This window comes from Sporosarcina psychrophila (assembly GCF_001590685.1).
In the GTDB taxonomy this organism is placed as follows: Bacteria; Bacillota; Bacilli; order Bacillales_A; family Planococcaceae; genus Sporosarcina; species Sporosarcina psychrophila.
Genome location: NZ_CP014616.1, coordinates 1,949,137 through 1,972,316, shown reverse-complemented (window position 1 = coordinate 1,972,316; position 23,180 = coordinate 1,949,137). Strand labels below are relative to the sequence as shown.

The 23,180-nt window shown below is 39.5% G+C and carries 19 protein-coding genes; 7 read left to right on the top strand and 12 right to left on the bottom strand.

Translation table 11 applies throughout. The annotated features are described in order from the left end of the window. Positions 1–14 precede the first annotated feature (14 nt). Both AZE41_RS09445 and AZE41_RS09440 read right to left on the bottom strand, forming a co-directional pair. Positions 15–944: a carbohydrate ABC transporter permease gene (locus tag AZE41_RS09445; protein WP_067213918.1), complete on the bottom strand. Its 930-nt coding sequence runs from the start codon at positions 942–944 to the stop codon at positions 15–17. 79 nt (positions 945–1,023) lie between these two features. Further along, positions 1,024–2,325: a sugar ABC transporter substrate-binding protein gene (locus AZE41_RS09440; protein ID WP_067208477.1), complete on the bottom strand. Its 1,302-nt coding sequence runs from the start codon at positions 2,323–2,325 to the stop codon at positions 1,024–1,026. Between the two features lie 419 nt (positions 2,326–2,744). On the opposite strand from AZE41_RS09440, the gene AZE41_RS09435 reads away from it, so the two are divergent. Then, positions 2,745–3,362: a YesL family protein gene (locus tag AZE41_RS09435; protein ID WP_067208475.1), complete on the top strand. Its 618-nt coding sequence runs from the start codon at positions 2,745–2,747 to the stop codon at positions 3,360–3,362. Between the two features lie 255 nt (positions 3,363–3,617). Here AZE41_RS09435 and AZE41_RS09430 read toward each other — a convergent pair whose 3' ends face one another. The 5 genes from AZE41_RS09430 to AZE41_RS22645 all read right to left on the bottom strand — a co-directional run bounded on the left by AZE41_RS09430 (position 3,618) and on the right by AZE41_RS22645 (position 8,223). Continuing rightward, positions 3,618–5,402, bottom strand: a complete 1,785-nt coding sequence (locus AZE41_RS09430; RefSeq protein WP_067208473.1) for a sulfatase family protein — start codon at positions 5,400–5,402, stop codon at positions 3,618–3,620. 115 nt (positions 5,403–5,517) lie between these two features. After that, on the bottom strand, positions 5,518–5,871 hold the full coding sequence (locus AZE41_RS09425) for a winged helix-turn-helix transcriptional regulator (RefSeq protein ID WP_067208470.1): 354 nt from the start codon (positions 5,869–5,871) through the stop codon (positions 5,518–5,520). 453 nt (positions 5,872–6,324) lie between these two features. Beyond that, positions 6,325–6,879 (bottom strand): 6-phospho-3-hexuloisomerase, encoded by a 555-nt coding sequence (gene hxlB, locus AZE41_RS09420; protein WP_067208468.1) that lies wholly within the window; start codon positions 6,877–6,879, stop codon positions 6,325–6,327. Between the two features lies 1 nt (position 6,880). After that, entirely contained in the window at positions 6,881–7,522 is a 642-nt protein-coding gene (gene hxlA / locus AZE41_RS09415; RefSeq protein ID WP_067208465.1) for a 3-hexulose-6-phosphate synthase, read from the bottom strand. Positions 7,523–8,064: 542 nt separating this feature from the next. Then, entirely contained in the window at positions 8,065–8,223 is a 159-nt protein-coding gene (locus AZE41_RS22645; protein ID WP_156476002.1) for a hypothetical protein, read from the bottom strand. A gap of 249 nt (positions 8,224–8,472) precedes the next feature. On the opposite strand from AZE41_RS22645, the gene zwf reads away from it, so the two are divergent. The 3 genes from zwf to gndA are packed head-to-tail and all read left to right on the top strand — an operon-like array spanning position 8,473 to position 12,741. Beyond that, complete coding sequence (gene zwf / locus AZE41_RS09410; RefSeq protein ID WP_067213917.1) at positions 8,473–9,924, top strand: glucose-6-phosphate dehydrogenase; 1,452 nt, start codon at positions 8,473–8,475, stop codon at positions 9,922–9,924. Positions 9,925–9,955: 31 nt separating this feature from the next. Next, positions 9,956–11,299, top strand: coding sequence for a glucose-6-phosphate isomerase (locus tag AZE41_RS09405; protein ID WP_067208462.1), 1,344 nt, complete (start codon positions 9,956–9,958; stop codon positions 11,297–11,299). 26 nt (positions 11,300–11,325) lie between these two features. Beyond that, complete coding sequence (gene gndA, locus AZE41_RS09400; protein WP_067208459.1) at positions 11,326–12,741, top strand: NADP-dependent phosphogluconate dehydrogenase; 1,416 nt, start codon at positions 11,326–11,328, stop codon at positions 12,739–12,741. A 161-nt stretch (positions 12,742–12,902) separates the two neighbouring features. Here the strand turns inward: gndA and AZE41_RS09395 are convergent, their stop codons facing one another. Both AZE41_RS09395 and AZE41_RS09390 read right to left on the bottom strand, forming a co-directional pair. Beyond that, positions 12,903–13,781, bottom strand: a complete 879-nt coding sequence (locus AZE41_RS09395) for a patatin-like phospholipase family protein (protein ID WP_067208457.1) — start codon at positions 13,779–13,781, stop codon at positions 12,903–12,905. Positions 13,782–14,155: 374 nt separating this feature from the next. Then, entirely contained in the window at positions 14,156–15,874 is a 1,719-nt protein-coding gene (locus tag AZE41_RS09390; protein WP_418064779.1) for an AAA family ATPase, read from the bottom strand. Positions 15,875–16,089: 215 nt separating this feature from the next. On the opposite strand from AZE41_RS09390, the gene AZE41_RS09385 reads away from it, so the two are divergent. Together AZE41_RS09385 and AZE41_RS09380 are read left to right on the top strand one after the other, a co-directional pair. Next, positions 16,090–17,337, top strand: a complete 1,248-nt coding sequence (locus tag AZE41_RS09385; RefSeq protein WP_231885798.1) for an MBL fold metallo-hydrolase — start codon at positions 16,090–16,092, stop codon at positions 17,335–17,337. Positions 17,338–17,339: 2 nt separating this feature from the next. After that, a complete protein-coding gene (locus tag AZE41_RS09380; protein WP_067208454.1) occupies positions 17,340–17,603 on the top strand; it encodes a DUF3006 family protein in 264 nt (87 codons plus the stop codon). Between the two features lie 77 nt (positions 17,604–17,680). On the opposite strand, the gene AZE41_RS09375 is transcribed toward AZE41_RS09380, so the two are convergent. Then, the gene (locus AZE41_RS09375; protein ID WP_067213914.1) at positions 17,681–19,132 is read right to left on the bottom strand and encodes an MDR family MFS transporter; all 1,452 of its coding nucleotides are present in this window, start codon (positions 19,130–19,132) and stop codon (positions 17,681–17,683) included. Between the two features lie 364 nt (positions 19,133–19,496). Here AZE41_RS09375 and AZE41_RS09370 point away from each other — a divergent pair, with 364 nt between their 5' ends. Beyond that, complete coding sequence (locus tag AZE41_RS09370; RefSeq protein ID WP_067208451.1) at positions 19,497–20,429, top strand: LCP family glycopolymer transferase; 933 nt, start codon at positions 19,497–19,499, stop codon at positions 20,427–20,429. 143 nt (positions 20,430–20,572) lie between these two features. Here AZE41_RS09370 and AZE41_RS09365 read toward each other — a convergent pair whose 3' ends face one another. Together AZE41_RS09365 and proB are read right to left on the bottom strand one after the other, a co-directional pair. Then, the gene (locus AZE41_RS09365) at positions 20,573–21,820 is read right to left on the bottom strand and encodes a glutamate-5-semialdehyde dehydrogenase (RefSeq protein ID WP_067208448.1); all 1,248 of its coding nucleotides are present in this window, start codon (positions 21,818–21,820) and stop codon (positions 20,573–20,575) included. A 16-nt stretch (positions 21,821–21,836) separates the two neighbouring features. Then, positions 21,837–22,937, bottom strand: a complete 1,101-nt coding sequence (gene proB / locus AZE41_RS09360) for a glutamate 5-kinase (protein ID WP_067208445.1) — start codon at positions 22,935–22,937, stop codon at positions 21,837–21,839. Positions 22,938–23,180 lie beyond the last annotated feature (243 nt).

Genomic DNA, 23,180 nt, shown 5'->3' with positions numbered 1-23,180 from the left:
CGGTCATCTACACATTAGTAATTATTCGATTCTTGTCCTAGATATTTTCTCTGTATAAGCGAGATAACTAGGATAATAAAAAATAATACATAAGAAAGTACAGCTGCATAACTTAAGTTAAGACTTGTAAATCCTTGTTCATACAAATAATATACAATGGTTGTCGTAGCATAATTCGGACCTCCACCTGTTAATAAATAAGCTGAATCGAAAATTTGGAACGAACCGATTGTTGTTGTTATTGCGACAAAAAAGTGAATGGGCTTTAATAATGGAAATGTTATCGTCCAAAATATTTTAAATGATGATGCCCCATCAATTCGTGCCGCCTCATACAATTGTCGATCAATCGACTGAAGTCCAGCAAAGTAATAAATCATCGTACTTCCGGCAACTTTAAATATACTCAATCCCGCTAAAACAGCTAGGGCTTGGCTAGAATTAGATAAAAACAATTGTGGTTCGATACCAATAAAACTAAGCAAGTAGTTGATCATTCCCGCCTCTGTACCTCTAAATAACCAACCCCAGATCCCGGCAATAATTACGAATGAAGTGACCACTGGCAAGAAAAAGATTCCTTTAAAAAATCCTGCTGATTTAACACCCGAATTGATAATTAACGCTAAAATTAACCCTAAGCCCATCGTTGGCACAATATAATATGCTGAAAATTTAACCGTATTCCAAATAGCTTTCCACGCCAATGAATCGGTCAAGAAGTACTTCCAATGTTTAAGTCCTACAAATTCCGGGTCACCAATTACTTTCCAATCCATAAATGTTAAATAAAAGCTCAATGCAAAAGGATATATCTGAAAGATTATGAAATGGATTAAAACAGGGATGAGAAAGATATATACGATAGCATTACGGTTCCACTCACGCTTCACTCTTTCTCCCAGTGGCAATTTACTCTTTTTAGAAGCTACTGCATTACTCAGTGTAATCACCCTTTCATATGTAAGTTAGTAACAGAGAGCTTGATCGTTTATTGATCAAACTCTCTGCTTTACTAACATTTTATTTGCCGATCTTACCTTCAATCGCTTTTGCGGCGGCATCTGCTGCTTCTTTTGGTGTTTTCTTCCCTTCCATCATCGTTTGAAGTTCAGCTTGTATTAACGGCATGATTGTACGTCCTTCTGGATGGATAACTCCCGGTAATGCAAATTGTGTATAATCCGCTAGCTGTGCAAGATATTTTTGCTCTCCAAAGATATCTTTAGCTGATTCTCTAGTAGGGATATACTGTGTGACTGTGTTAAATTTCTTCTGATTATCCGAATCCGTCACGACTTTGATAAATTCTGCTGCAGCTGCTGGATTATCCGTATTAATTGGCGCTACAAACATCCCTGTTGTTCCATATGTTAATTGTTCCTTATTTTTCATTGGTGGAGCAATAACGAATTCAAAAAGGTTTTGACTTAACATACGACTTACTGAAATACCTGAACCTTGAACTGCTAACATTTTTCCGCCTTCCCATAGTGCATCATGTTCTAATGCAGTAATTGAATCTTTCGGAATCCAGCCCTCGTTATACATTTTATTGATGAACTCAAATGCTTCCACTCCTGCTTCATTGTTAATTAATACTTCATTATCTGCCGTAATAACATCTCCGCCAGCTTGCCATAGGAATGGATATAACGTTCCATTCATTGATCCTCCACCTTGAAAACTTGTTGCATAAAAGCCCTTGTCTTTTGCTTTTTCAGCCCACTTTTCAAAATCTTCCCAAGTTGCAGGTAAATTTGCAGGATCTTCACCAATCGCTTTGATTACATCGACATTATATAAATATGTGTAGGCTTCTTGTAAGATTGGCAGTCCATATAACTCATCTTTCCAAGTTGTAGAAACTAACGCTGTATCTACAAAATCATCAATATCAAAGCCTTCTAAATAGGGATCTAACGCTAGTAACATACCCGCATCAGCGTACTGTGGCATCTGATCAGGTATTACGTAAAACACATCAGGACCATTGTTTGCTGCTAAAGCTGTAAGTACTTTTTGATCACGATTGGCCCATGGAATCTGTTCAAAATTTACTTTCACACCTGTTTGCTCTTCATAAGAAGCGATGACTTCATCCCACATCGCGCCCTCAGTTTCTTGATCGCCGGTAAATGGATGTGCCCAAACTGTTATTTCACCAGAGAGCCCCGTTTCCTTTTCTGTTTCTTCTCCCACCACTTCTGGTTTTTCTTCACCAGTTTCTTCTTTTTCAGCGCCAGTGTCAGTATCAGTAGAACTACATCCTACAATTAAAGCTCCAAGTAATAGTAATAATAGAAAAAACCCAATTCTTCTCATCTAAATAACCCCTCTCAAATTATATTGATTTGATTTAGTTATAATTGGTCTATTAAACTACAATATGAATTACCCCCCCTTTGCAATTCGGTAGCGACTCTCACTGCACAATATACTTTTCTCGGCTCTAAACCGATTGGGTAAGAATCTTTTGAGTACTCCTTCAAACTTTCTCTACTACAGTTAACAAAAATACTTGTGATTACCTTTTCAAAACAATTAAATAGACTGAAGTAATTGAATTGCGCGTCCATTTTTATCAGATTACATTATTTCTCATCAAGAGACAAGTCTCTAAAGCGTCTTTAATTGGGGACATGCGATTATTAATTTTTTAAAATCCTTCCATATTTGTGCATATTAATGGTTGCTAATTTCAATGTTTTTAATATATAGTTAACTATTGAGAGGTGATAGACATGGTTGGTTGGGAAAAATTTAATAGAATTTCTTATAGAATGATCGAGTTAGCTTATATTAATTTGCTTTGGATCTTTTTTACATTAGTTGGCTTAATCGCTTTCGGTATCTTTCCAGCTACAGCTGCCATGTTTGCAGTTGTCCGTAAATTAATTCGAGGTGAAGAGAAATTCAAAATACTTCCTATGTTTTGGACTTTATTTCGGACTGACTTTTTAAAGACAAATGGTTTTGGACTTATTTTTCTAGTCATTAGCTACTGCTTTTATTTCAATTTTTATTTCTTACAGTTAAATAGTGGTGAATTACAGTTTTTATTCCCCGTACTAATTTTCATACTTATTTCAAGCATCATCACATTACTATTTTTCTTCCCAGTCTATGTACATTTCAACTTAAAGTTCTTTCAATACATCAAACAGTCTTTCTTAATCGCAATTACATCTCCGATTGAAGTCATCACTATTGGCGCTTTAGCTGGTGGTATCTACTTTGTCTCTACACTTTTCCCTGGGATTATCCCACTATTTACTGGTAGCGTATTTGCATATATAGCTACACTAATAAGTTTCAAATCATTTGCTCGAATAGAGAAGAAGATAGGAGCACTAACTTAACGCTTTTTCCCTAGATTTTTACATTGGCCCCATAAATGGTGCTCCTCTTCCCAAAAAGTAAACGCAGATGGGACTTTTCAGTAGTACTTTGTGAACGAATTAATTATAAACAAGCCAGCGGTTCAGTCGGATTAATCGACTGAATCGCTGGCTTATTAATTACTATTTGTGTGAATTACTATCAAGAAAAAGTACCAGATATAGAAACAAATAAGATTTATTTCCTTACCCATAGTTGTGCTTCTCACCTACTAATTATTCACCCTTACTGCAATTCGGCATGCCAGGAACTTTCCCACTCGCTGGCGTCAGTCTTTTTTTTCTGCACTGCTCTTCAAGCACCTTTGTTAACACTCGTTGAATAATAGCCGATTCGATTGTTGCAAATGCTGGATCGGCAAGGTTTGTTTTTTCTAGTGGATCCTTAGTAAGATTGTAGAGCTCATATTGCTCCGGAACTGGTTCTGTTTTTGTTATCGGCACATAACAACCATTTTGTTCAGTTATGACTGTATCACTAGATCCTGGATTCGTCCAAAATTTTGGGTTGTCAAAATATCGGGCGAATTTCCATATCTCATCGCTCTTATCTATTCCAGTTTCTAGCTTAGTAATCACCGCCTCGATGTCATTCGGTTCAACAACCGATTTATAGGGTTTGCCCGTGATTGCATTTGTTTGATGTAAACCTTTGAATATATCATCATCTGTCATGAAATAGAGTGGTTCATTTGCACCAAAAAACCTTTCATGCCCATAAAATAATGGAGTCAAATTTCTACCAACTAACGGAAGTGCTTCGGTGTGATCTTTTGAAAGATTTTCACGGATTAAGTCTACGTTTATTCCCGTTAGTCCCAGCAATGTTGGAAGTACGTCGACATGGCTTGTTAGCATATTTGTATATTTAGCTCCTCTGAATAGGGTTGGATTATGAATGATTAATGGGACATGAATCGATTCTTCATACATATTATACCACTTTTGATAGAGTCCGCCATGCGCTCCCAGTTGTTCTCCATGATCAGACGTGAATACAATGATTGTGTTGTCATAGAAACTTGAGTTTTGAAGTGCCGTTAGGACCTTAAGCATTTCATTGTCGGCCTTTTTTTGTAAGCTGTAATACAATTGACGATAAAAATTATTGTCAATTATCGGTTGTAATGCTTTTGGATACGTAACACGATAGCTTTCCTGAGCAGATGGTTTAGTAAACAATGATTCCCCTACTGTTGGTGCCGGTGGGATGTATGGGAGAGTTGGGTCGACTTCAAAATTGAAATTCGGGGAAACTGCGGATAGCACTCCATATAACGCAATATCATGAGGGTTTATGAAGGAGCACTTTATAAACCAAGGTGTCGTGTTATTCGTACACTTTGAAATTTCATGTAGGGATTCGATAAGCTTTACTGTTTCAGCAGCGTACACTTCATCCCGCCCACTTGTGCCTATTCCCGCAGACGAACCGGAATTTCGAGGATCTGCGCCATGGGGTTCCGGTCCAATCCAATCGGAGTATCCAAAGTTTTCGAGTCGGTTCGCTTTTTCATATATTTTTTCTTGCTCTTTATTTGGAACGCCAGTTGCTGGATTATAGCTAGGTAATGCATTATGCGTGCCCGGGATTAAGATATCCTCGTCTGATGCATGCCATTTCCCTTTCCAAAATGTATCATATCCTGCTGTTCGAAAGTAATCCCCCATCGTTGGAACAGTGTTTGGATCAAGCCAAAATACATCTGGGTCAAATGATCCCTTAGCAGCACCTGGCGTTTGAGTAACGCCGTGAAGCGAAGGATATTGTCCAGTATATAATGTTGCCCGGCTTGGTGAGCAGGCTGTACTCCCAGCATAATGATTATAAAACTCCATACCATTCTTCCGTAGTAATTCTTGCGCAACTAAATTTTCTTTTCGCCATTCCTTCAATTCCTTTGTTTCATAAACCGATGGAAAGCGTTCCTGATCAACCATTAAGAACAGAATGTTGGGTTGTTTCTTCTTGTAGGGATATTTTCTTTTGTAGGAATCCATTGTTATTATCACCCTTTCTAAAATCATAAGTACTTATATACCATATGTAGAAAGGCGTCGTATTGTATCAGTGATTTGCATAAGTCTTCTTAAATCAAAAAACTGACGTACCCATTTATAGGTCGTCAGTTTTCACTTCCAAGACATTCTCCATATAATCTTTACCCCATTCATACATTGTTTCTAGAATTGGCATAAGACTTCTACCATGTTCAGTAAGTGAATACTCAACTTTTGGAGGAACAACAGCATATACTTCGCGATGGACAATCAAATGGTCTTCAAGTTCACGCAATTGATTTACAAGCATCCGTTGGGTGATACCAGGTATGAGGGTCTTTAATTCACCGAAGCGTTTAGTTCCTTCCTTGCCAAGATGCCATAACACAAGCATTTTCCACTTGCCGCCAATAATAGCAAGCGTCAATTCTTTTTCACAATTAAACGCTTTCTCCCCTAAGTTCGGCATTTACTCCACCTCCATTCTCTATCATAGTATACTTTTCACCACTATGTATGAAAAAAGTACGTACTTTGAATTCAATCATATACAGACTTTATTAAAAACTAAATCATTAACTATTTCCTATTCGATAATCAGCGCTCTCTTTTAATTCCTTTCCTGCTTTGCACATTGCTATACCTAACTATCCTCGCATGTTATTCAGTTAGCTGTCTAGTAAAGCAACTTTGGTTACAGGATAGATATACTAAAAAAGTACACCGATAGTATGAATGAACAAAAGAACTGATTTCCTTTTCGAAAAAGCGAAATCAGTTCTTTTGTTTATTCTTTTAACCATCGCAGATTTGGTTGTACGATTAGCTCACATAAAGTTTGCACACTTTGGACTAGAAACAAATAAGTACCTTTATAGTCCGAAAATATCCCCATACAGGCTCGGTACATAGGTAAGAGATATCATTCCAAATTAGCATGTCGTCCATACATCACTTCAGAATTCAATTCTTTTTTCTCCATAAATCTCAAAATAACTGCATCATAAAATAAGAGAAGCGATTGCTCGAACAGTGATCCCATCGGTTGGATTGACTTCCCACTATTGCCTTCCCCTTTTGCTTGGGCGGGTATTTCAATTTTAATATCTGCCAACTTCCCAATTGTAGAATCAGGATTAATGGTAACAGCTACCACTGTTGCACCAATGCTCTTCGCTTTTTTAGTCATTGCAGCCAAACTTTGGGTCTCACCGGATCCAGAACCGACAATGAAAATATCATCTGGTTCTAGATTCGGAGTTACCGTTTCGCCTACAATATACGAATCAAGACCTACGTGCATCATTCGCATTACGAATGCCTTAGCCATGAATCCAGATCGACCCCCACCTGCAACAAATACCTTTTTCGCACATAAAATTCCTTCTACTAATTTTTCGGCTTCTTCACTATTAATTAGATTAATGGTTCGCTTTAGCTCAGCCAAAATTTCATCTGCGTAACTTGTGGTGTTCATGTTATACCATCACGCCTTCTTTAATTAGCTTTTGAATTTGTGCAGCTTCTGCTTTTTTGTCGTCTTTACTTGTGATTCCACCACCAACAATGATTAGATCTGGTTGTGCTTTAATCACTTCTGGTAATGTCTCAAGCTTAATACCACCAGCAATAGCAGTTTTAGCATTTTTTACAATGCTTTTAATTGTGCGTAGGTCTGCGAATGAATCTTTACCTTCTGCTTGCAAATCATAGCCTGTGTGTACACAGATATAATCTACGCCCATCAAATCAAGCTCTGCAGCACGTGTTTTAATGTCTTTTACTGCAATCATATCGACCAATATTTTTTTACCGATTTTTTTTGCTGCTTCAACAGCACCTTTAATAGATGAATCTTCTGCTTGCGCAAGAATAGTAATAATGTCAGCGCCTGCAGCAGAAGCATTACCTACTTCATAACCTGCAGCATCCATGATTTTAAGGTCTGCAAGAACTTCTAGGTTAGGATATGCAGCTTTTACTTCTGCAACTGCTTTTAGTCCTTCTTTGTTTATAACTGGCGTACCGATTTCAACGATATCGATATATTCCTCTACTTCTTTAATAAGTTCGATGGCCTCTGGGATGTTAACAAGATCTAATGCTAATTGTAATTTCATTTTTTCATTCTCCTTTTATTCGTTTTTCGGTGCAAACTTAGTGTATATCCTAAAGTCAAAATTGTGAAGTACGCACTTTTAAATCACATACAGACAAATAGTATACTGTAAAAATCCTTTTAAGTAATGGAGTTACAAGATAACAAATTGATTTCATCATTTCATTACTGCCTCTAAGTCAATATATTGATTATAAAAAAGTTAAGTTTTCTTAAAAAAAATGAGTTCAGTGTCTGTTGACATTACTATCCTCTATATATGTTGAACAAATGAATACGGCGTATGTGCTTTACATGGACTTTTGGGAAGCAACTGAAAAAATCCCGATACTTAGCACTAATTGTAATTCCTTCCAATACCGCTTCGACGCTTTGTGGATGCCTCCCGCGAAGTCGCGCCTTCGCTATATAGTCTCTATATAGGGAAGCTCATTTCATTATCGGAGATTAGTGCAGCATGTAGTGCGTCTTTCTTCAATGAAGTTAGTATCAAATAGTAATCACATTACATCTCAATCCATACATCTCTAAATCACAACTCCGTTAATAATGAATTCCCCAGCGCAGGCGCGGCAGAGGCATCCCCAAAGCGCCAAGCGTTCTACAATCCACACCCCGAATTACAACTCTCTCATTAATGTGCGCCACAGCAGATTCAGTGTGATTCTTTAATTCAACATATACATAAGCCAACTGTTTCATTTTCACACTCCTTATCATTTCTTTTTATAATTACAAGCTACAGTATACTTTTAGTCACTATATGATGTTAAAGTGCGTACTTACATTAATTGACCGCAGTTAGTATAGTGAGAACTGTTGCGATTATCATTCAAAGCTTAAACGGAATATTAATTGTAAAAGTAGGGGGAATCGAATATGGATACCGAAAATCCCTCTGAAAGATTTGATGTTAAACATTGTTTAACGGAATCCCAAGAGGAATGGATCATGCAAGACATGACTTTTATTTTATTTGGAGCAACGGGAGATTTAGCTCAACGAAAGCTATTTCCTGCTTTATATAATTTATTTCTCGATGGAAAAATGCCGGATTCTATCTCAATAGTCGGTTTAGGTAGATATTATTGTTCTAACGAATTTTTTCAATCTAAAGTGGAAAAAGCACTCCGGTTATATTCCAGAAGAACTGTTCAAACTTCTGTTTTGCAAGATTTCCTAACTAAGTTTCGCTACTTTGCATTTGATGCAACAGACCGTGGATCCTATCTGAATTTGTTCGAACTCATCAAAAACAGAGAAAACGAGTTAGATATACCAGAAAACCGACTTTTCTATTTGTCTGTCGCACCGAAGTTGGTTGATGTTATTACGTCAAATCTTTACACAAATGGTATAAGTCAAACTTTAGGTTGGAAGCGAATCATTGTTGAAAAACCGTTTGGAAGTGACCTGAAATCGGCACAGCAATTGAATGATACTTTGAGCAAGGCCTTCAACGAAAAAGAAATCTATAGAATCGACCACTATCTTGGAAAATCAATGGTCCAAAGTTTTGAAACCTTAGTACTAGCCAACCCAGCATTAGAAGCTTTATTAGATCATAAACAAATTGCTAATGTTCAAATCACAGCAAGTGAAACGGTTGGGGTAGAAACACGAGCTGATTATTATGATCAGGCTGGAGCCATACGTGATATGGTTCAGAACCACCTTTTTCAGTTAGTGATAATGACAGCACTGCATCTCCCCAGGGAAGTAACGACCAAAGAAAACGAAATTAAGAAAATGGAAATCATAGAATCTCTTCGACCAATTCTTAAAGATAAAGTTTACCTGGATGTTGTTCGTGGACAGTACGAATCTGGAGCGATTCTTGATACACCAGTTGCTGGCTATAAAGAGGAGCCCGGGGTGAATGACTCTTCAATGAATGATACTTATTTTGCAGCGCGTTTATATATTGATAATCCGTCTTGGAATGGAATCCCAATTTATATACGCACGGGGAAGCGGATGGATAAGAAGTCTACACGAATTGTCTTTGAGTTAAAGAATAAGGTAGAAGAATCAAATGTACTTCAAACTGAAGAGATAACTCCTAATTTATTAACATTCGAGATTAGTCCAAACGAAAGTATATCTTTAAGGGTGAATATGAAAAATCCTTCTAGTAACCGTTTTTATCCTGTTTATATGAACCACTCGACCAATTCTAAAGACCAACCAGAAGCATATGAACTACTTCTATTTGATGCAATGCTCGGTAATAAATCATTCTTTGCCCATTGGAAAGAAGTCGAATTATCATGGAAATGGATCCAACCGATTTTGGAGGCATTTCAGGAGGATATGTTGCCTTTATATCCTTACCCTGCTGGCTCTACAGGTCCAGAAGCAGCCAATCAACTATTGCAATCCAATCAATTTAATTGGTGGTAAATAAAAGATAAAGTCCAAAGGAGATAAAAAAATGACAGTTTCATTTGATTACACCAATGTTTTATCGTTCATGAAAAATAGTGAACTTGAAAATCTAAGCGGATTTGTAAAACAAGCTCATAACCAAATCCATCAACAAACAGGACCAGGTTCTGATTTCTTAGGATGGGTTGACTGGCCAGTTACCTATGATACAGAGGAGTTTACCAGGGTGAAAATAGCTGCTAAACGAATTCAACAACAGTCAGACGTGCTAGTTGTTATTGGTATTGGAGGTTCTTATCTGGGGTCTAAAGCAGCAATTGAAGCATTATCACATACGTTTCATAACCAAATCAAAGGTAATACGGAAGTATACTTTGCTGGACAAAATATCAGTTCTACCTACATCGAACATTTACTACATGTGTTAGAAGGGAAAGACGTTTCTATAAATGTTATTTCCAAATCAGGTACAACAACAGAACCCGCTTTAGCATTCCGTATTCTCCGTGAATATATGGAACAAAAGTATGGAAAAGAAGAGGCAAGAAGTAGAATTTATGTAACTACTGATCAAAATGAAGGTGCACTTCGAAACCTTGCTTACGAAGAAGGTTATGAATCATTTGTTATTCCGGATAACATAGGTGGGCGGTACTCAGTTCTGACGCCTGTTGGCTTACTTCCAATCGCAGTAGCCGGTCTCGATATTGACAAAATGATGGCAGGAGCAAAAGCCGCCTATTTCAAATACGATGATCCCGTTCTCGCAACGAATGAAAGTTACCAGTATGCAGCGGTAAGAAATATTTTCTATAATAAAGGGAAATCAATTGAATTACTTGTGAATTATGAACCTGGTCTACATTATGTAGCTGAATGGTGGAAGCAGCTCTTTGGAGAAAGTGAAAGTAAAGATGAAAAAGGACTCTTCCCTGCATCAGTTAATTTTACAACGGATTTACATTCGATGGGTCAGTATATACAAGAAGGGCGTCGTCTTTTCATTGAAACAGTCCTACAGATAAAAAAGCCCCAAATTGAACGAACGATTCAAGATGATATAGACAATATTGACGGTTTGAATTTCCTATCAGGAAAAACAATGGATGAGGTAAATAAGAAAGCTGCACTGGGTACTGCCCTCGCTCACATTGATGGAGGTGTTCCAAACTTGCTTATTGAGTTGGATGAACTCAATGAATTTACCTTTGGGGAAATGATATATTTCTTCGAAAAGGCTTGTGCAATAAGTGGAACATTGCTCGGGGTAAATCCATTTGACCAACCAGGGGTAGAAGCTTATAAACAGAATATGTTTGCGCTACTTGGCAAGTCTGGTTTTGAAATAGAAAAACAAAGTTTAGAAAGTCGCTTAGATAAAATCAAATAACGTATACAAAGGAATGAGAGTAAAATATGATCAAACAACAAATGGGCGTTATTGGTTTGGGCGTAATGGGGATGAACCTTGCGCTAAACATCGAAAGTAAAGGCTATTCGGTAGCTGTCTATGATTATTGGACAGATCGAACAGATGAATTTTCCAACAAAGAAGCGAAAGATAAAGCTATTCATGGTAGCTACAGCATTGAAGATCTAGTCGCTTCGCTAGAAGTCCCACGTAAGATCTTATTAATGGTTAAAGCCGGGGAAACAACAGATACAGTGATCCAGTCCCTTGTCCCTCATCTTCAACAAGGGGATATTCTTATCGATGGAGGAAATACATTCTTTAAAGATACGAATAGACGTACAGCAACCTTAAAAGAATCAGGCATACATTTCATTGGTGCAGGTGTTTCTGGTGGAGAAGAAGGAGCTCGTAACGGCCCATCGATTATGCCTGGAGGCTCAAAAGAAGCTTACGAACAAGTGAAGCCCATTCTTGATGCTATTTCGGCAAAAGTTGACGGCATTCCCTGCAGTGCATATATGGGTCTTGATGGAGCAGGACATTATGTGAAAATGGTTCATAATGGCATTGAATATGGCGATATGCAACTGATTTCCGAAGCCTATTTCATCATGAAACATGCACTTGGTCTTGAAGCGCAGGAGTTGCATGAAATATTTTCAGAATGGAACAAAGGAGAACTCGACAGCTATCTCATTGAAATCACAGCAGATATTTTCACAAAGATGGATGAAGAAACTGGGAAACCGCTCATTGATCAAATTCTAGATGTAGCCGGACAAAAAGGCACAGGAAAATGGACTAGCCAAAATGCGTTAGACTTAGGCGTGTCCCTTCCAATCGTCACAGAGTCCGTATTTGCACGATTTATTTCTTCTATTAAGGGAGAGCGCGTTGCAGCAAGTAAACTACTAAAAGGTCCTGAACTGAAAAAGTATGTAGGTGATCCAAAAGAGTTGATTGAAGCGATTCGTAAAGCTTTATATATGAGTAAAATTTGTTCATATGCCCAAGGTTTTGCGCAAATGCGTGCAGCATCTGAGGAGTATGATTGGAAAATCCCTTACGGAGAAGTAGCCATGATTTTCAGTGGAGGATGTATCATTCGTGCCCAGTTCTTACAGAATATCAAAGAGGCATTTGATACTAACAGTGACTTGCCAAACCTTTTAGTTGATCCCTATTTCCAAGAAATAGTAGGAGACTATCAGAATTCGCTTCGCGAAGTAGTAGCCATAGCCATTCAACATGGGATTCCAATTCCTGCTCTCTCAAGTGCATTGGCTTACTATGATAGTTACCGTACGGAGACATTACCGGCCAATCTTATCCAAGCTCAACGCGATTATTTTGGCGCACATACCTATGAACGCCTGGATAAAGAAGGCCATTTCCATACTGAATGGGCAAAAAACTAATTTTAAAGTAAACAAAAGTGCAAGCCTCTAGGCGCTGCAGTCTAGACGTGAAATAGCCTATTTCGCAGGTTATCCATAGTACGAGATTTTATAGTTTCCTAAGCTCTAAAAAAGTACCGGGTACCGAAACGACTCATAATCGTTTTGGTGCCCGGTATTTTTCACCATGTTTTCAAAAATTGAATCGTGCTGTTGCGTCCCGCATCCATAAGTCCCTCTTTTGTTTCTTGATCCATATCAAACTGGGTTGCACTATAATCATCAACTGGGATGAAAATGATATTTCTTTCATGCTTTCTCGAAATATACCTTTCATCATGCGAATTTTTCATCGTCGAAAAAAGGGCTTCAAATAAATCTAAGGCATTGTCAATTTTATGTCCCGGCATTTCTTCTTGGCTACGACTTAACTTCAAACCAAGGACTGGACGTTCTGTATTTCCACCTTCGTCGTTAAATATCCACATAGGGAAGTTGCTCAACACCCCGCCATCCACAACAATCGTCTCTCCCTTCCCTACTTTTAATCGTACCGGTTCGAAGAAAAATGGAATTCCGCAACTCATGCGTAATGCACGAGCAATTGGAAACGTTTCTGCTGATATTCCATAGCCCTCCAAATCGTCGGGAAGCACAATCATTTTTCCATTCGTTAAATCCGAAGCAACAAGCTTTAGTTTTCCCGGCGGTAAATCTGAAAATGTATAGACATCTTTTGCTGCTAATTTTTCTAAAAACCAATTCTCCAAAGCATTACCTTGGTATAAACCAAGTCGCCAATACAATTGAAACCATTTCATTAACGGTAAAGGAATTATTGTCTTCCGTGGATCAAGAAGCACCTGAAAATCTTGTTCATCCAGCATCTTTTCAATTTCCTTAGCCGAATAACCAGCCGCAATGAAACTGGCAAGAATTGCGCCCGCACTCGTTCCAGCTACACGATGAAATCGATACCCCTTTTCTTCGAGGACTTGATAAGCCCCAACTAACGCGAATCCTTTTAATCCTCCTCCTGAAAAAACTCCATCTATTAACATAGATAATCTCCCCCATTTCTATGCCTTGTTACACTGTAGGAGGAACGGGAGGAAATTAGAACGAACTTGTGGATTCAAACGCTAGGGAATGGGATGATTTTTATAGATATGCTTGGTTGAGTCTGACTTATGATTGGTTAAGTAGTATATAGGATTGGTCGGGGCTAACTTATGATTGGTTGAGTAGCATATATGATCGGTCAGGGCTGACTTATGATTGGTTGAGTAGCATATATGATCGTTCGCCTTACAGATATAGTCGGTTTAACCAATTGTGATGATGAAAGCTCAACCAAACTGCTTTCTATCGTTTTCTACTGCATAAAAAAAGAAGAGGCAAATGCCTCTCCCGTTGATTACTTTTTTTAACACATTTATATTTCGACTACGTGCCTGCTAACAATCTGTTGTATTTCTGAGCCGTCCAGTGTTTCCTTTTGCATTAATAGATCCACCAACTGTTTGAATTCTGACGCGTGTTCTTTAATGAGGTTTTCTGTTTTGCGAAGTGCTTCATCAAAAAGAATTTGCATCTTCGCTTCTTTCTCGCTTTTATTGAAAGTTAGCGTGAAGCCGTTTTGTAATAAACCTGTATCAACCATGCGCTCGATGATTTCTTTCGCTTGTTGAACATCGCCGCTTACGCCAATACTGTGTTCGCCAAGATATATTCGTTCGGCAACGCCACCAGCAAGGATCATACTGACTTGGTCTAATAATTCACTATACGTAGACAAGTGAAGCTCTTTCTGAATCGGTGCTACATACCCAAGTGCTTGGCCGCGTGGAATAATTGTTGCTTTCCTTACTGAACCAGGCTTTGTTACTGCAGCTACTAGCGCGTGACCGGATTCATGAATGGCTACTCTTCTCTTCGTCTCCGGGTCATTCATCGAACGGGAGGCGCTTCCAAGAATGGTGCGGTCAATTGCAAAGTCAAGATCACTCTTAGCAATTTGTTCACGTCCATCTCGAATTGCTCTTCTGCTCGCTGTTTTAAAGAGAGAACTCAGTTCAGCTCCTGAAAATCCTGATGTACTTTCGGCAAGAGTGTCTAATGCAGCAAAGACTTCATCAGCCAACAGCTTACCTCTCGTGTGAATATCAATAATTTCTCTTCTTCCAGTCGTATCAGGTAAGGGTACTTGGAATGAATAATCGATTCGACCTGGACGAAGAAAAGCTTCATCTAACATATCTTTTCGGTTCGTTGCTGCAATGAATAGCACACCGTCGTTATTATTGCCACCATCTAGCTGAACAAGAAGTTCCGTTAATGTTTTTTCCGCTTCTTCCCCACCATGTGTTTTCCGTTTACCTGCAAGTGCATCGACTTCATCAATAAATATGACTGCCGGTCGTTGCTTTCTTGCATTTTCAAACAGAGATCGTACACGGGAAGCACCTACACCAACAAATAATTCTGTGAACGCTGACCCGCTGGATGAAAAAAAGGTCGCACCTATTTCGCGCGCAATTGCTTGTGCAAGTAAAGTCTTCCCAGTACCCGGTGGACCATATAAAAGAATTCCGTTGGGTGGCTGAATACCTACTTGGGCCGACCGTTTCGGATCTTTCACAATAGATAACGTCTGTAAAATCTCTTCCTTCATTTCTTCAGGAAGCCCACCAATATCTTGTAATGTTATATCGGGTAGAGGCGTCGATTTAGATGCACTATTTTTCATAGAAGAGGCACCTACGCCAATCTTTCCTTTTTTATGAAGCACTATTAATGTAATGAGCAGCGTAATGAACACTCCTCCGAACAATAAACTACTAAATTTGCTTTGATCGGAATAGTTATATGATATATTATATTTTTCGACTAATTGTTCGACTAACTGGCTTTCAGGACGAACTTGAGTTACGTATTTCTCATCTTTCGTCTGTAAGTATAATGTTCCGTTCGATGTTTCTTTAAGCGATACAACTTGATCGTTTTGAGCTTGAATTGTCTTTTCCAATTCGGAAAACGATACTGCGATTCCTTTATTTGCATCAAAGAAGTACCACCCCACACTTGCTACTGTTCCAGTGACTAAGAGGACGAGAACCATAATCTTTGTTGCAAACTTCGAAACATGCTTCAAGCCTACGACAACTCCTTTTAGAATATACTTCTATTATAAGGGCTGATGAGCTATTATAACAGGTGGAATTATTGGATATGCTTGTACAAAGTATGATCGCTTGGTCGTTGGTATTAAATCCCATTAATTTATCACATAATAACAATGTTATCCACAGCACCTATGTCTGCTACACTATACTAGTAAGAAAATACCCGAATGATAGAGGAGAAAAAATGATTAAGAATATATTTACCAGTCTTTATTTAATCGCGGGTTTACTTGTTTTTGCAGGTTGCGGTCAAAGTACAACACAGTCACCTATACCTGATAATGTAAATGGGGATCCCGAATTAGTAGAAGAACAAGCAAACGAAGAACAGAACAAAGTTGTTGAAGTGGAAGATGCAGATTCCATTGAACAGCAAAATCTACCGCTCTCGAAGATGAAAGTTCATTACATAGATGTCGGACAGGCAGACGCCACATTGATTGAATACAACCAGGGTGATGAAGCATTTGCAGTACTCATCGATACCGGAGATTGGAGCTCCACAGAAGTTGTGTCCTATCTTCAAGCCCACAACATAACAGACATCGATATTGTCGCGATTACGCATCCCCATGCAGATCACATTGGGCAACTGGATAAAATCATCTGTACATTTGATGTATCAGAAGTATGGATGAATGGTGAAACTACGAATTCGCAAGTTTTCACGAGTGCACTTGCTGCAATTGAAGACAATAACGTAGATTACTATGAGCCGGAGGTTGGCGATGTATTCGACATTGGGCCGCTAAAGGTTGCAGTACTTCATCCGAAATCGCTGTCAGGCGATACAAATAACAATTCGATTGCGATTCGTTTACAATACGGAGAGATTTCCTTCCTCTTTACTGGTGACAGTGAAGAGGAAGCAGAAAGTGAAATGCTTAGTAGTGGTGCAAACCTAAAGGCAGATATTTTACAAGTTGGTCACCATGGCTCGAAAACATCAACAACCGATAGTTTTCTAAAGGCCGTTCAACCAGATATAGCGATTTATTCGGCAAGTGTTGACAATCAATACGGACATCCGCATATCGAAACGATTAATCGGCTTGAAAAAAGCGGTGTTCTTGTTTATGGAACGGATATTCATGGAACAGTTATTGTCGAAACAGATGGCAAGACTTTTAGCGTCCATACAAATAACCAAGGGACTATAAAGCACACACCACCTGAAGTAGAAACTGAAGTTGTACCTACACCCGAACCAAAAAATGAGACACAGCCAGTTTCAAGTGCCTCATGTGTTAATATCAACTCAGCAAGTGAAGTGGAGGTACAGCGCATTATCCACATCGGTCCCGCCCGTTCACAAGATTTAATCCAACTCCGCCCTTACCAATCAGTTGACGATCTTAGTAAAATAAAAGGCATCGGACCTGCCCGGATTACCGACATTCTCACGCAAGGCATTGCGTGCATAGGAGGATAATTATGTATTTAGCATATCTCGATCGGTTCACAGACGACGATAAAGCACTTCTTTTAGTTGAAAAATTGCAGAAAGAATTCCATGTCGACATAAACACGCTCCCAATTGACAGCAAGGCTGGCACATGGTTTTCAGTTGAAATCCAAGGTGATGAAATCATTTCATTCCAAGTAGATGAAGGAAAAACAGCTGAAATGGAACAAGAAGTAGACGACAGAATACAACGGTTAAAATCCAAGAAAACCAGTCGCTTCAAACGAAACTAGTTGTAGTAGCAACTGTCATAAATCAAAGAAAAGCTGTCGCGCCCATTGTAAAAAATGGATGTGACAGCTTTACTGTTTTACTGTTTTTTAGTTACATCTAGTCTTTCATTACCCATATAGAAAACGGCAATAACTGCAATTCCAACTGGTATAAGTGACCAGAGATATGTGGCTGAAATTGATGTAGACATTGCATTTACAATCACATCCAATATATCTGGCGGGATGTTGGCGCGAGCTTCTGGCTGAAATACCGTTTGGATATTTCCAAGTGATTCCGGTCCGCCCTGCCCGCTTCCACCAAGTTTCGCAAAACCAGTGGTCATTTCACTTGTTAGCAATTTTGTTTGAATCGCACCGAAGATGGTAATCCCGAGGGCAAGGCCTAACGAACGGAAAAACGAGTTCGTTGAGTTAGCCGATCCCCTATAGCGGTAGTCCATTTCATGCATCGATGCAGAGGGCAGTAATGAAAATGAAAACCCTACGCCAAATCCAACAAGTACCATAAATAGGGATAATGCGATTCGTGATGTATCAGGTGTTATCGTACTCATTAATACCATACCGATTGAATAAGCGATAACCGAGATCACCATGATGTTGCGATACGATGTTTTCGTCTGCAATATTCCTCCAAGTGCACTTCCAGCGACCGAACCAAGAAGCATCGGCATAAGAATAATTCCCGCATTTGTGGCAGATCCACCGTATACAGCCTGCACAAAAAGAGGGATGAAAATTGTCAGGCCAATAAATGTAGCACCATATAAGAATGCCAGGGCCTGGGATGAAGCAAAAAGTCTGTTCTTGAACATCCAAAATGAAATAATCGGTTCTTTTGCTCTCGTTTCAGCCCATATGAAGACAATAAAAAAGACAATAAATATACTAAAGAGGGTAATACTTTGCCATGATAACCACTCAAACTTTTTCCCGCCCAATTCAAGCCCAAACATCAGGCTGACGACAGCTGTAACAAGTGTAATTGCTCCTAGCCAGTCGATTGTCTGCTTGATCGGTTGTGCAGCTTCTTTATAATAGCGAATGATCAAGAATAAAGAAATCGCGCCGATTGGAATATTGACGTAAAATACCCAGTGCCAGCTTATTGATTCCGTAATCCATGCGCCTAGCAAAGGACCTAGAACACTTGAAGCGCCAAATACAGCACCAAGAAGGCCTGTCATTTTACCACGCTGTTCAGGAGGAAATACATCAAAGACAATAGTGAATGCAATTGGTAATAATGCCCCCCCCCCAATTCCTTGGATCGCCCGGAATACCGCAAGCTGCGGAACCGTTTGTGCAAGCCCACAAAGAGCAGACCCAACTAAGAAAACAATGATACCAAATAAAAAGAACCTTTTTCGTCCATACATATCGGATAACTTTCCGAAAATCGGCATACCCGCAAGTACAGCTACTGCATAAGCAGACGTAATCCAAATGTAGCTTTCCACACCGCCCAAATCTCCCAATATTGAACCGAGCGCTGTCGCTACAATTGTATTATCCATTGCAGCCATTAATATTCCCAATAAAATCCCCGTCAAAACGAGGCGTAATCGTATCTTATCTTCCAATGCAGTCTCTCCTTCATTAAACACCGTTGTGAATTTTATAATGCTTTGCTTGTAAAAATGCCCAAACATTTCATAACTAAGTATACGAATTATAGCAGCAGAGTTTCTACATTACAATGCTGTTTCAACACTTATTTAAGTACTGATGCGAATTGTATTCGAGTAAATTTCAGGCTCTAAACTGTAAGAAACTAGAAGTCTTACTAATCTAGCTGGATCTTTCTTAATCTAATTGAAACTTAGACGTAAGGTTGAGCGTCTATATCCAGGTACACTTTTTCGAATGACACCAACTGGAGGAACTATAATGAATCGAGCAGATATGAAGAAAAATAAGAAACGTAGAAAATGGCCATGGGTCATTGCAGTAATCAGCCTAATAATCGGCGGTTTTGCATTGAATGTCTATTTTGACTTGACGTCAACGTTGAAAGCTATGTATAAACCAATTGACCGCGAATTATCTGAGAAGCGAGCAGAAGGAATTACTTTGGGTAACCAAGATCCGTTTTCAGTGCTTGTCTTGGGTGTTGATGAACGCGAAGGTGATAAAGGTCGCTCGGATACGATGATTGTAATGGCCGTTAATCCTAAGTTAAAAACGACGAAAATGGTCAGTATTCCAAGGGATACGTACACAGAGATCATTGGCCACGGGACCACAGATAAATTAAACCATGCGTATGCATTCGGTGGCATTCAGATGTCACTGGATTCGGTCGAGAATCTACTGGATATTCCCATTGATTATGTTATGGAAGTCAATATGGAAGGTTTCCAGACAATTGTAGATACCGTCGGCGGTATCAGTGTTAACAATCCTTTTGAATTTACACAGGATTCGATTCATTACGCTACTGGTGACATCACCTTGGACGGCAAAGAAGCACTATCCTATGTGCGGATGCGGAAAGGCGATCCTAACGGCGACTTCGGGCGTCAAGATCGACAGAAACAGGTAATTGAAGGAGTACTGCATGAAGGAACCTCCATAAAGAGTCTGTTAAAATACCGCAGTGTCTTCAATGCCCTGGGTGACAATGTAAAAACAAATATGACGTTCGATGAAATGGTAGACGTCCAAAAGAATTACCGTGACGCGGCTGGTAAAGTGGAGCAACTTCATTTTGAAAAAGGTGAAGGCAAGCGAATGAACGGCGGTATATGGTATTACATTATGGATGAAACAGAATTACAGGAAGTTACAGGTACCATGAAGCAACATTTGGAATTGAATTAAAGTAATCCGCGGAATGTTAAACTCCGCGGATTTTTTGATGTTGTTTGCTATGGGTTTCCACTTGCTGCTTTCGGGTGTACCCACTGTTTCACGGATTTACCCGCGATTTTCGAACATACCCTCGGATTCCCCAATACTCCTCTCTATACCCGCACTTGCCCATTCCCACGGATGACATACTTGGTCGTAGTCAATGCCTTTAATCCCATTGGACCCCGTGCATGCAATTTCTGTGTGCTAATTCCAATCTCCGCGCCATAACCAAATTCAAAACCATCCGTAAATCGCGTCGAAGCATTATGATAAACAGCGGCGGCATCGACATAATTCAAGAAAATCGTAGCATGCTTTTCATCATTGGTGATTATCGCTTCGGAATGCTTTGTCCCGTATTTGGTAATATGAGTAATTGCTTCCTCCATACTCGTTACAATTTTGACACTAACTGTTAACCCGAGATATTCCGTTGACCAATCTGATTCGGATGCAGCTCGCACCTTTTCACATTCTCGAACAACAGTTTCATCTCCGTATATCTCCACATCGTTCTCCTGCAATTTTTCGATTAGTACTTTTCCATAAAATGTAAACCACTTGTCATGGATTAAGATTGTCTCAATGGCATTGCAAACGGATGGACGCTGAATCTTTGCATTCAATGCAATATTAGTAGCCATTTCTAGCTCTGCTGATTCGTCAATATAGATGTGGCAATTACCCGCCCCTGTTTGAATGACCGGAACTGTTGCTTCACGAATTACTGTTTCAATAAGTGTTTTGCCACCCCTTGGAATTAGAACGTCCAAGTATTCATTAAGCCGGAACAGTTCTTTTGCCGTCTCCCTGCTCGTATCTTCAATTAATTGGATAGATATTTTGGGAACATCACTTTTATCAAGAGCAGCATGAATTGACTTTATAAGAGCCAAGTTCGAATATTTCGCAGAAGAACTTCCTCGTAAAATGACGGCGTTCCCCGTTTTAAGGGCAAGCGTCGCCGCGTCAACAGTGACATTCGGTCTCGCTTCATAAATCATACCGATAACGCCAATTGGTACCCGCTTCACTTCAATAAGCAATGCATTGTCTTTTTCAATGGTCTCCACTGTCTCTCCAATCGGATCCTGTAATTCGATTAATAGATGGATGGCATTCGCCATGTCTTCTATTCGTTTTCCAGTGAGTAGGATGCGGTCAAGAATTGCGTCAGTAAAACCTTTCGCTTTTCCATCGTCCAAGTCTTTCTGATTTTCAGCAAGTATGGACGTTTGATCGACCACTAATTGTTCGGCAATTAATGCCAGTGCTTTGTTCTTTTGGTCGGTTGTGATGTTCACCAACGAATAACTTACTTCTTTTGCAGCTTTCCCTTTTAAGTGTACTTCGCTCATGCTAAATCCCCTCATTTCATATTTGTGCCCAGCGGTCCCGGTGAATGACTTCAACAGCCGATGAAACTAGTTCACCTTCTTTTTCCTTGTTTCTGTCTTCAATCGCGTTTCTTAATTCACCAGAAGAATAACTTACTTCTCCTTTACCTAAAATCCCATTCACGCCAAATACTTCAACAACGTCACCTTTTTGAAAATCCCCGTTTACTTTAACAACACCTGCAGGTAATAAGCTTTTTCCGTTATATAAAATAGCCACTTCCGCCCCTTGATCAACGTGAAGTTCACCTGTCGATTCGGAATGCAACACGATCCATTGTCTGCTCGTATTAATCTTAGCGATAGCTGGATTGGAAATATAGGTGCCGTCGCCTCCCCCCTGTAAAATCGTTAGTAGTTTATTCGAACCTTCTCCCCTTCCGATGAAAACGGAAACACCTAGTGATGTTGCTGTTTTTGCAGCTAGTAGTTTTGATTTCATGCCACCTGTTCCCACTTTTGATCCCGTATCGGCAGCTCCTTTTAGTAAGTCATCTGTAATCTGTTCAAGATAATCAAGTCGTTTCGCTAATGGATATTTGCGTGGATTTGATTCATAAAGTCCATTAATATCCGTTAAAATAATAAGCTGGTCCGCATGGAGAAAGCCACTGACAAGTGCTGACAGCATATCATTGTCACCGAAAGTCAGTTCTTCAACAGAGACTGTGTCGTTTTCATTAATAATGGGCACGATTCCGCGTTCCAACAGTTCCGTCATAGTCGCAAATGCATTTCTATAGCGCTCACGATTCGAAAAATCGATTCGTGTCAATAAAATCTGAGCTGGCACGATTCCATGAACACTAAACTTTTCAATATAAGATTGCATTAACAAACCCTGGCCCACCGCCGAAGCCGCCTGTTTCCCTTTGATTGTTATTGGCCGCGATGAATAGCCTAACTTTGCAAACCCAGCCGCGACTGCACCAGAAGAAACAAGGATCACTTCATGCCCTGCTTTACGTAGTACGGCAAGCGCATCGATATGATCGTTGAATTTCGTTTGATCGATTTCACCTTTAACATTTGTTAAAGAACTGCTTCCTATTTTCACGACAATCCGTTGTTTTTTCATTCCAATACCCCATTCCTTCTTGTGGTGGAAAACAAAAAAAGCCCACTCGTCCTGATATTAAGGACGAAAGGGCTTAGCTTCCGCGGTACCACCATAATTGGATGCATGCGAACACATCCCACTTATCCCCATAACGCCGAGGGGGGCGCCTATGTTTTACATAAGACTACGAAGGTAGGTTCTGCGATTGTCGTGACGGAATCTTCCAGCTGATAAATTCCGCTCTCTTTCACAACATGGATT

Excerpts from the sequence above, each read along its gene's own strand:
- AZE41_RS09370 (WP_067208451.1), top strand. The coding sequence starts at position 19,497 with ATGAATCGAGCAGATATGAAGAAAAATAAGAAACGTAGAAAATGGCCA.
- AZE41_RS09425 (WP_067208470.1), bottom strand. The coding sequence starts at position 5,871 with ATGCCGAACTTAGGGGAGAAAGCGTTTAATTGTGAAAAAGAATTGACG.
- AZE41_RS09430 (WP_067208473.1), bottom strand. The coding sequence starts at position 5,402 with ATGGATTCCTACAAAAGAAAATATCCCTACAAGAAGAAACAACCCAAC.
- hxlB (WP_067208468.1), bottom strand. The coding sequence starts at position 6,879 with ATGAACACCACAAGTTACGCAGATGAAATTTTGGCTGAGCTAAAGCGA.
- proB (WP_067208445.1), bottom strand. The coding sequence starts at position 22,937 with ATGAAAAAACAACGGATTGTCGTGAAAATAGGAAGCAGTTCTTTAACA.
- gndA (WP_067208459.1), top strand. The coding sequence starts at position 11,326 with ATGATCAAACAACAAATGGGCGTTATTGGTTTGGGCGTAATGGGGATG.
- AZE41_RS09435 (WP_067208475.1), top strand. The coding sequence starts at position 2,745 with ATGGTTGGTTGGGAAAAATTTAATAGAATTTCTTATAGAATGATCGAG.
- AZE41_RS09440 (WP_067208477.1), bottom strand. The coding sequence starts at position 2,325 with ATGAGAAGAATTGGGTTTTTTCTATTATTACTATTACTTGGAGCTTTA.
- zwf (WP_067213917.1), top strand. The coding sequence starts at position 8,473 with ATGCAAGACATGACTTTTATTTTATTTGGAGCAACGGGAGATTTAGCT.
- AZE41_RS09405 (WP_067208462.1), top strand. The coding sequence starts at position 9,956 with ATGACAGTTTCATTTGATTACACCAATGTTTTATCGTTCATGAAAAAT.
- AZE41_RS22645 (WP_156476002.1), bottom strand. The coding sequence starts at position 8,223 with ATGAAACAGTTGGCTTATGTATATGTTGAATTAAAGAATCACACTGAA.
- hxlA (WP_067208465.1), bottom strand. The coding sequence starts at position 7,522 with ATGAAATTACAATTAGCATTAGATCTTGTTAACATCCCAGAGGCCATC.
- AZE41_RS09380 (WP_067208454.1), top strand. The coding sequence starts at position 17,340 with ATGTATTTAGCATATCTCGATCGGTTCACAGACGACGATAAAGCACTT.
- AZE41_RS09365 (WP_067208448.1), bottom strand. The coding sequence starts at position 21,820 with ATGAGCGAAGTACACTTAAAAGGGAAAGCTGCAAAAGAAGTAAGTTAT.
- AZE41_RS09375 (WP_067213914.1), bottom strand. The coding sequence starts at position 19,132 with ATGGCTGCAATGGATAATACAATTGTAGCGACAGCGCTCGGTTCAATA.
- AZE41_RS09385 (WP_231885798.1), top strand. The coding sequence starts at position 16,090 with ATGATTAAGAATATATTTACCAGTCTTTATTTAATCGCGGGTTTACTT.
- AZE41_RS09395 (WP_067208457.1), bottom strand. The coding sequence starts at position 13,781 with ATGTTAATAGATGGAGTTTTTTCAGGAGGAGGATTAAAAGGATTCGCG.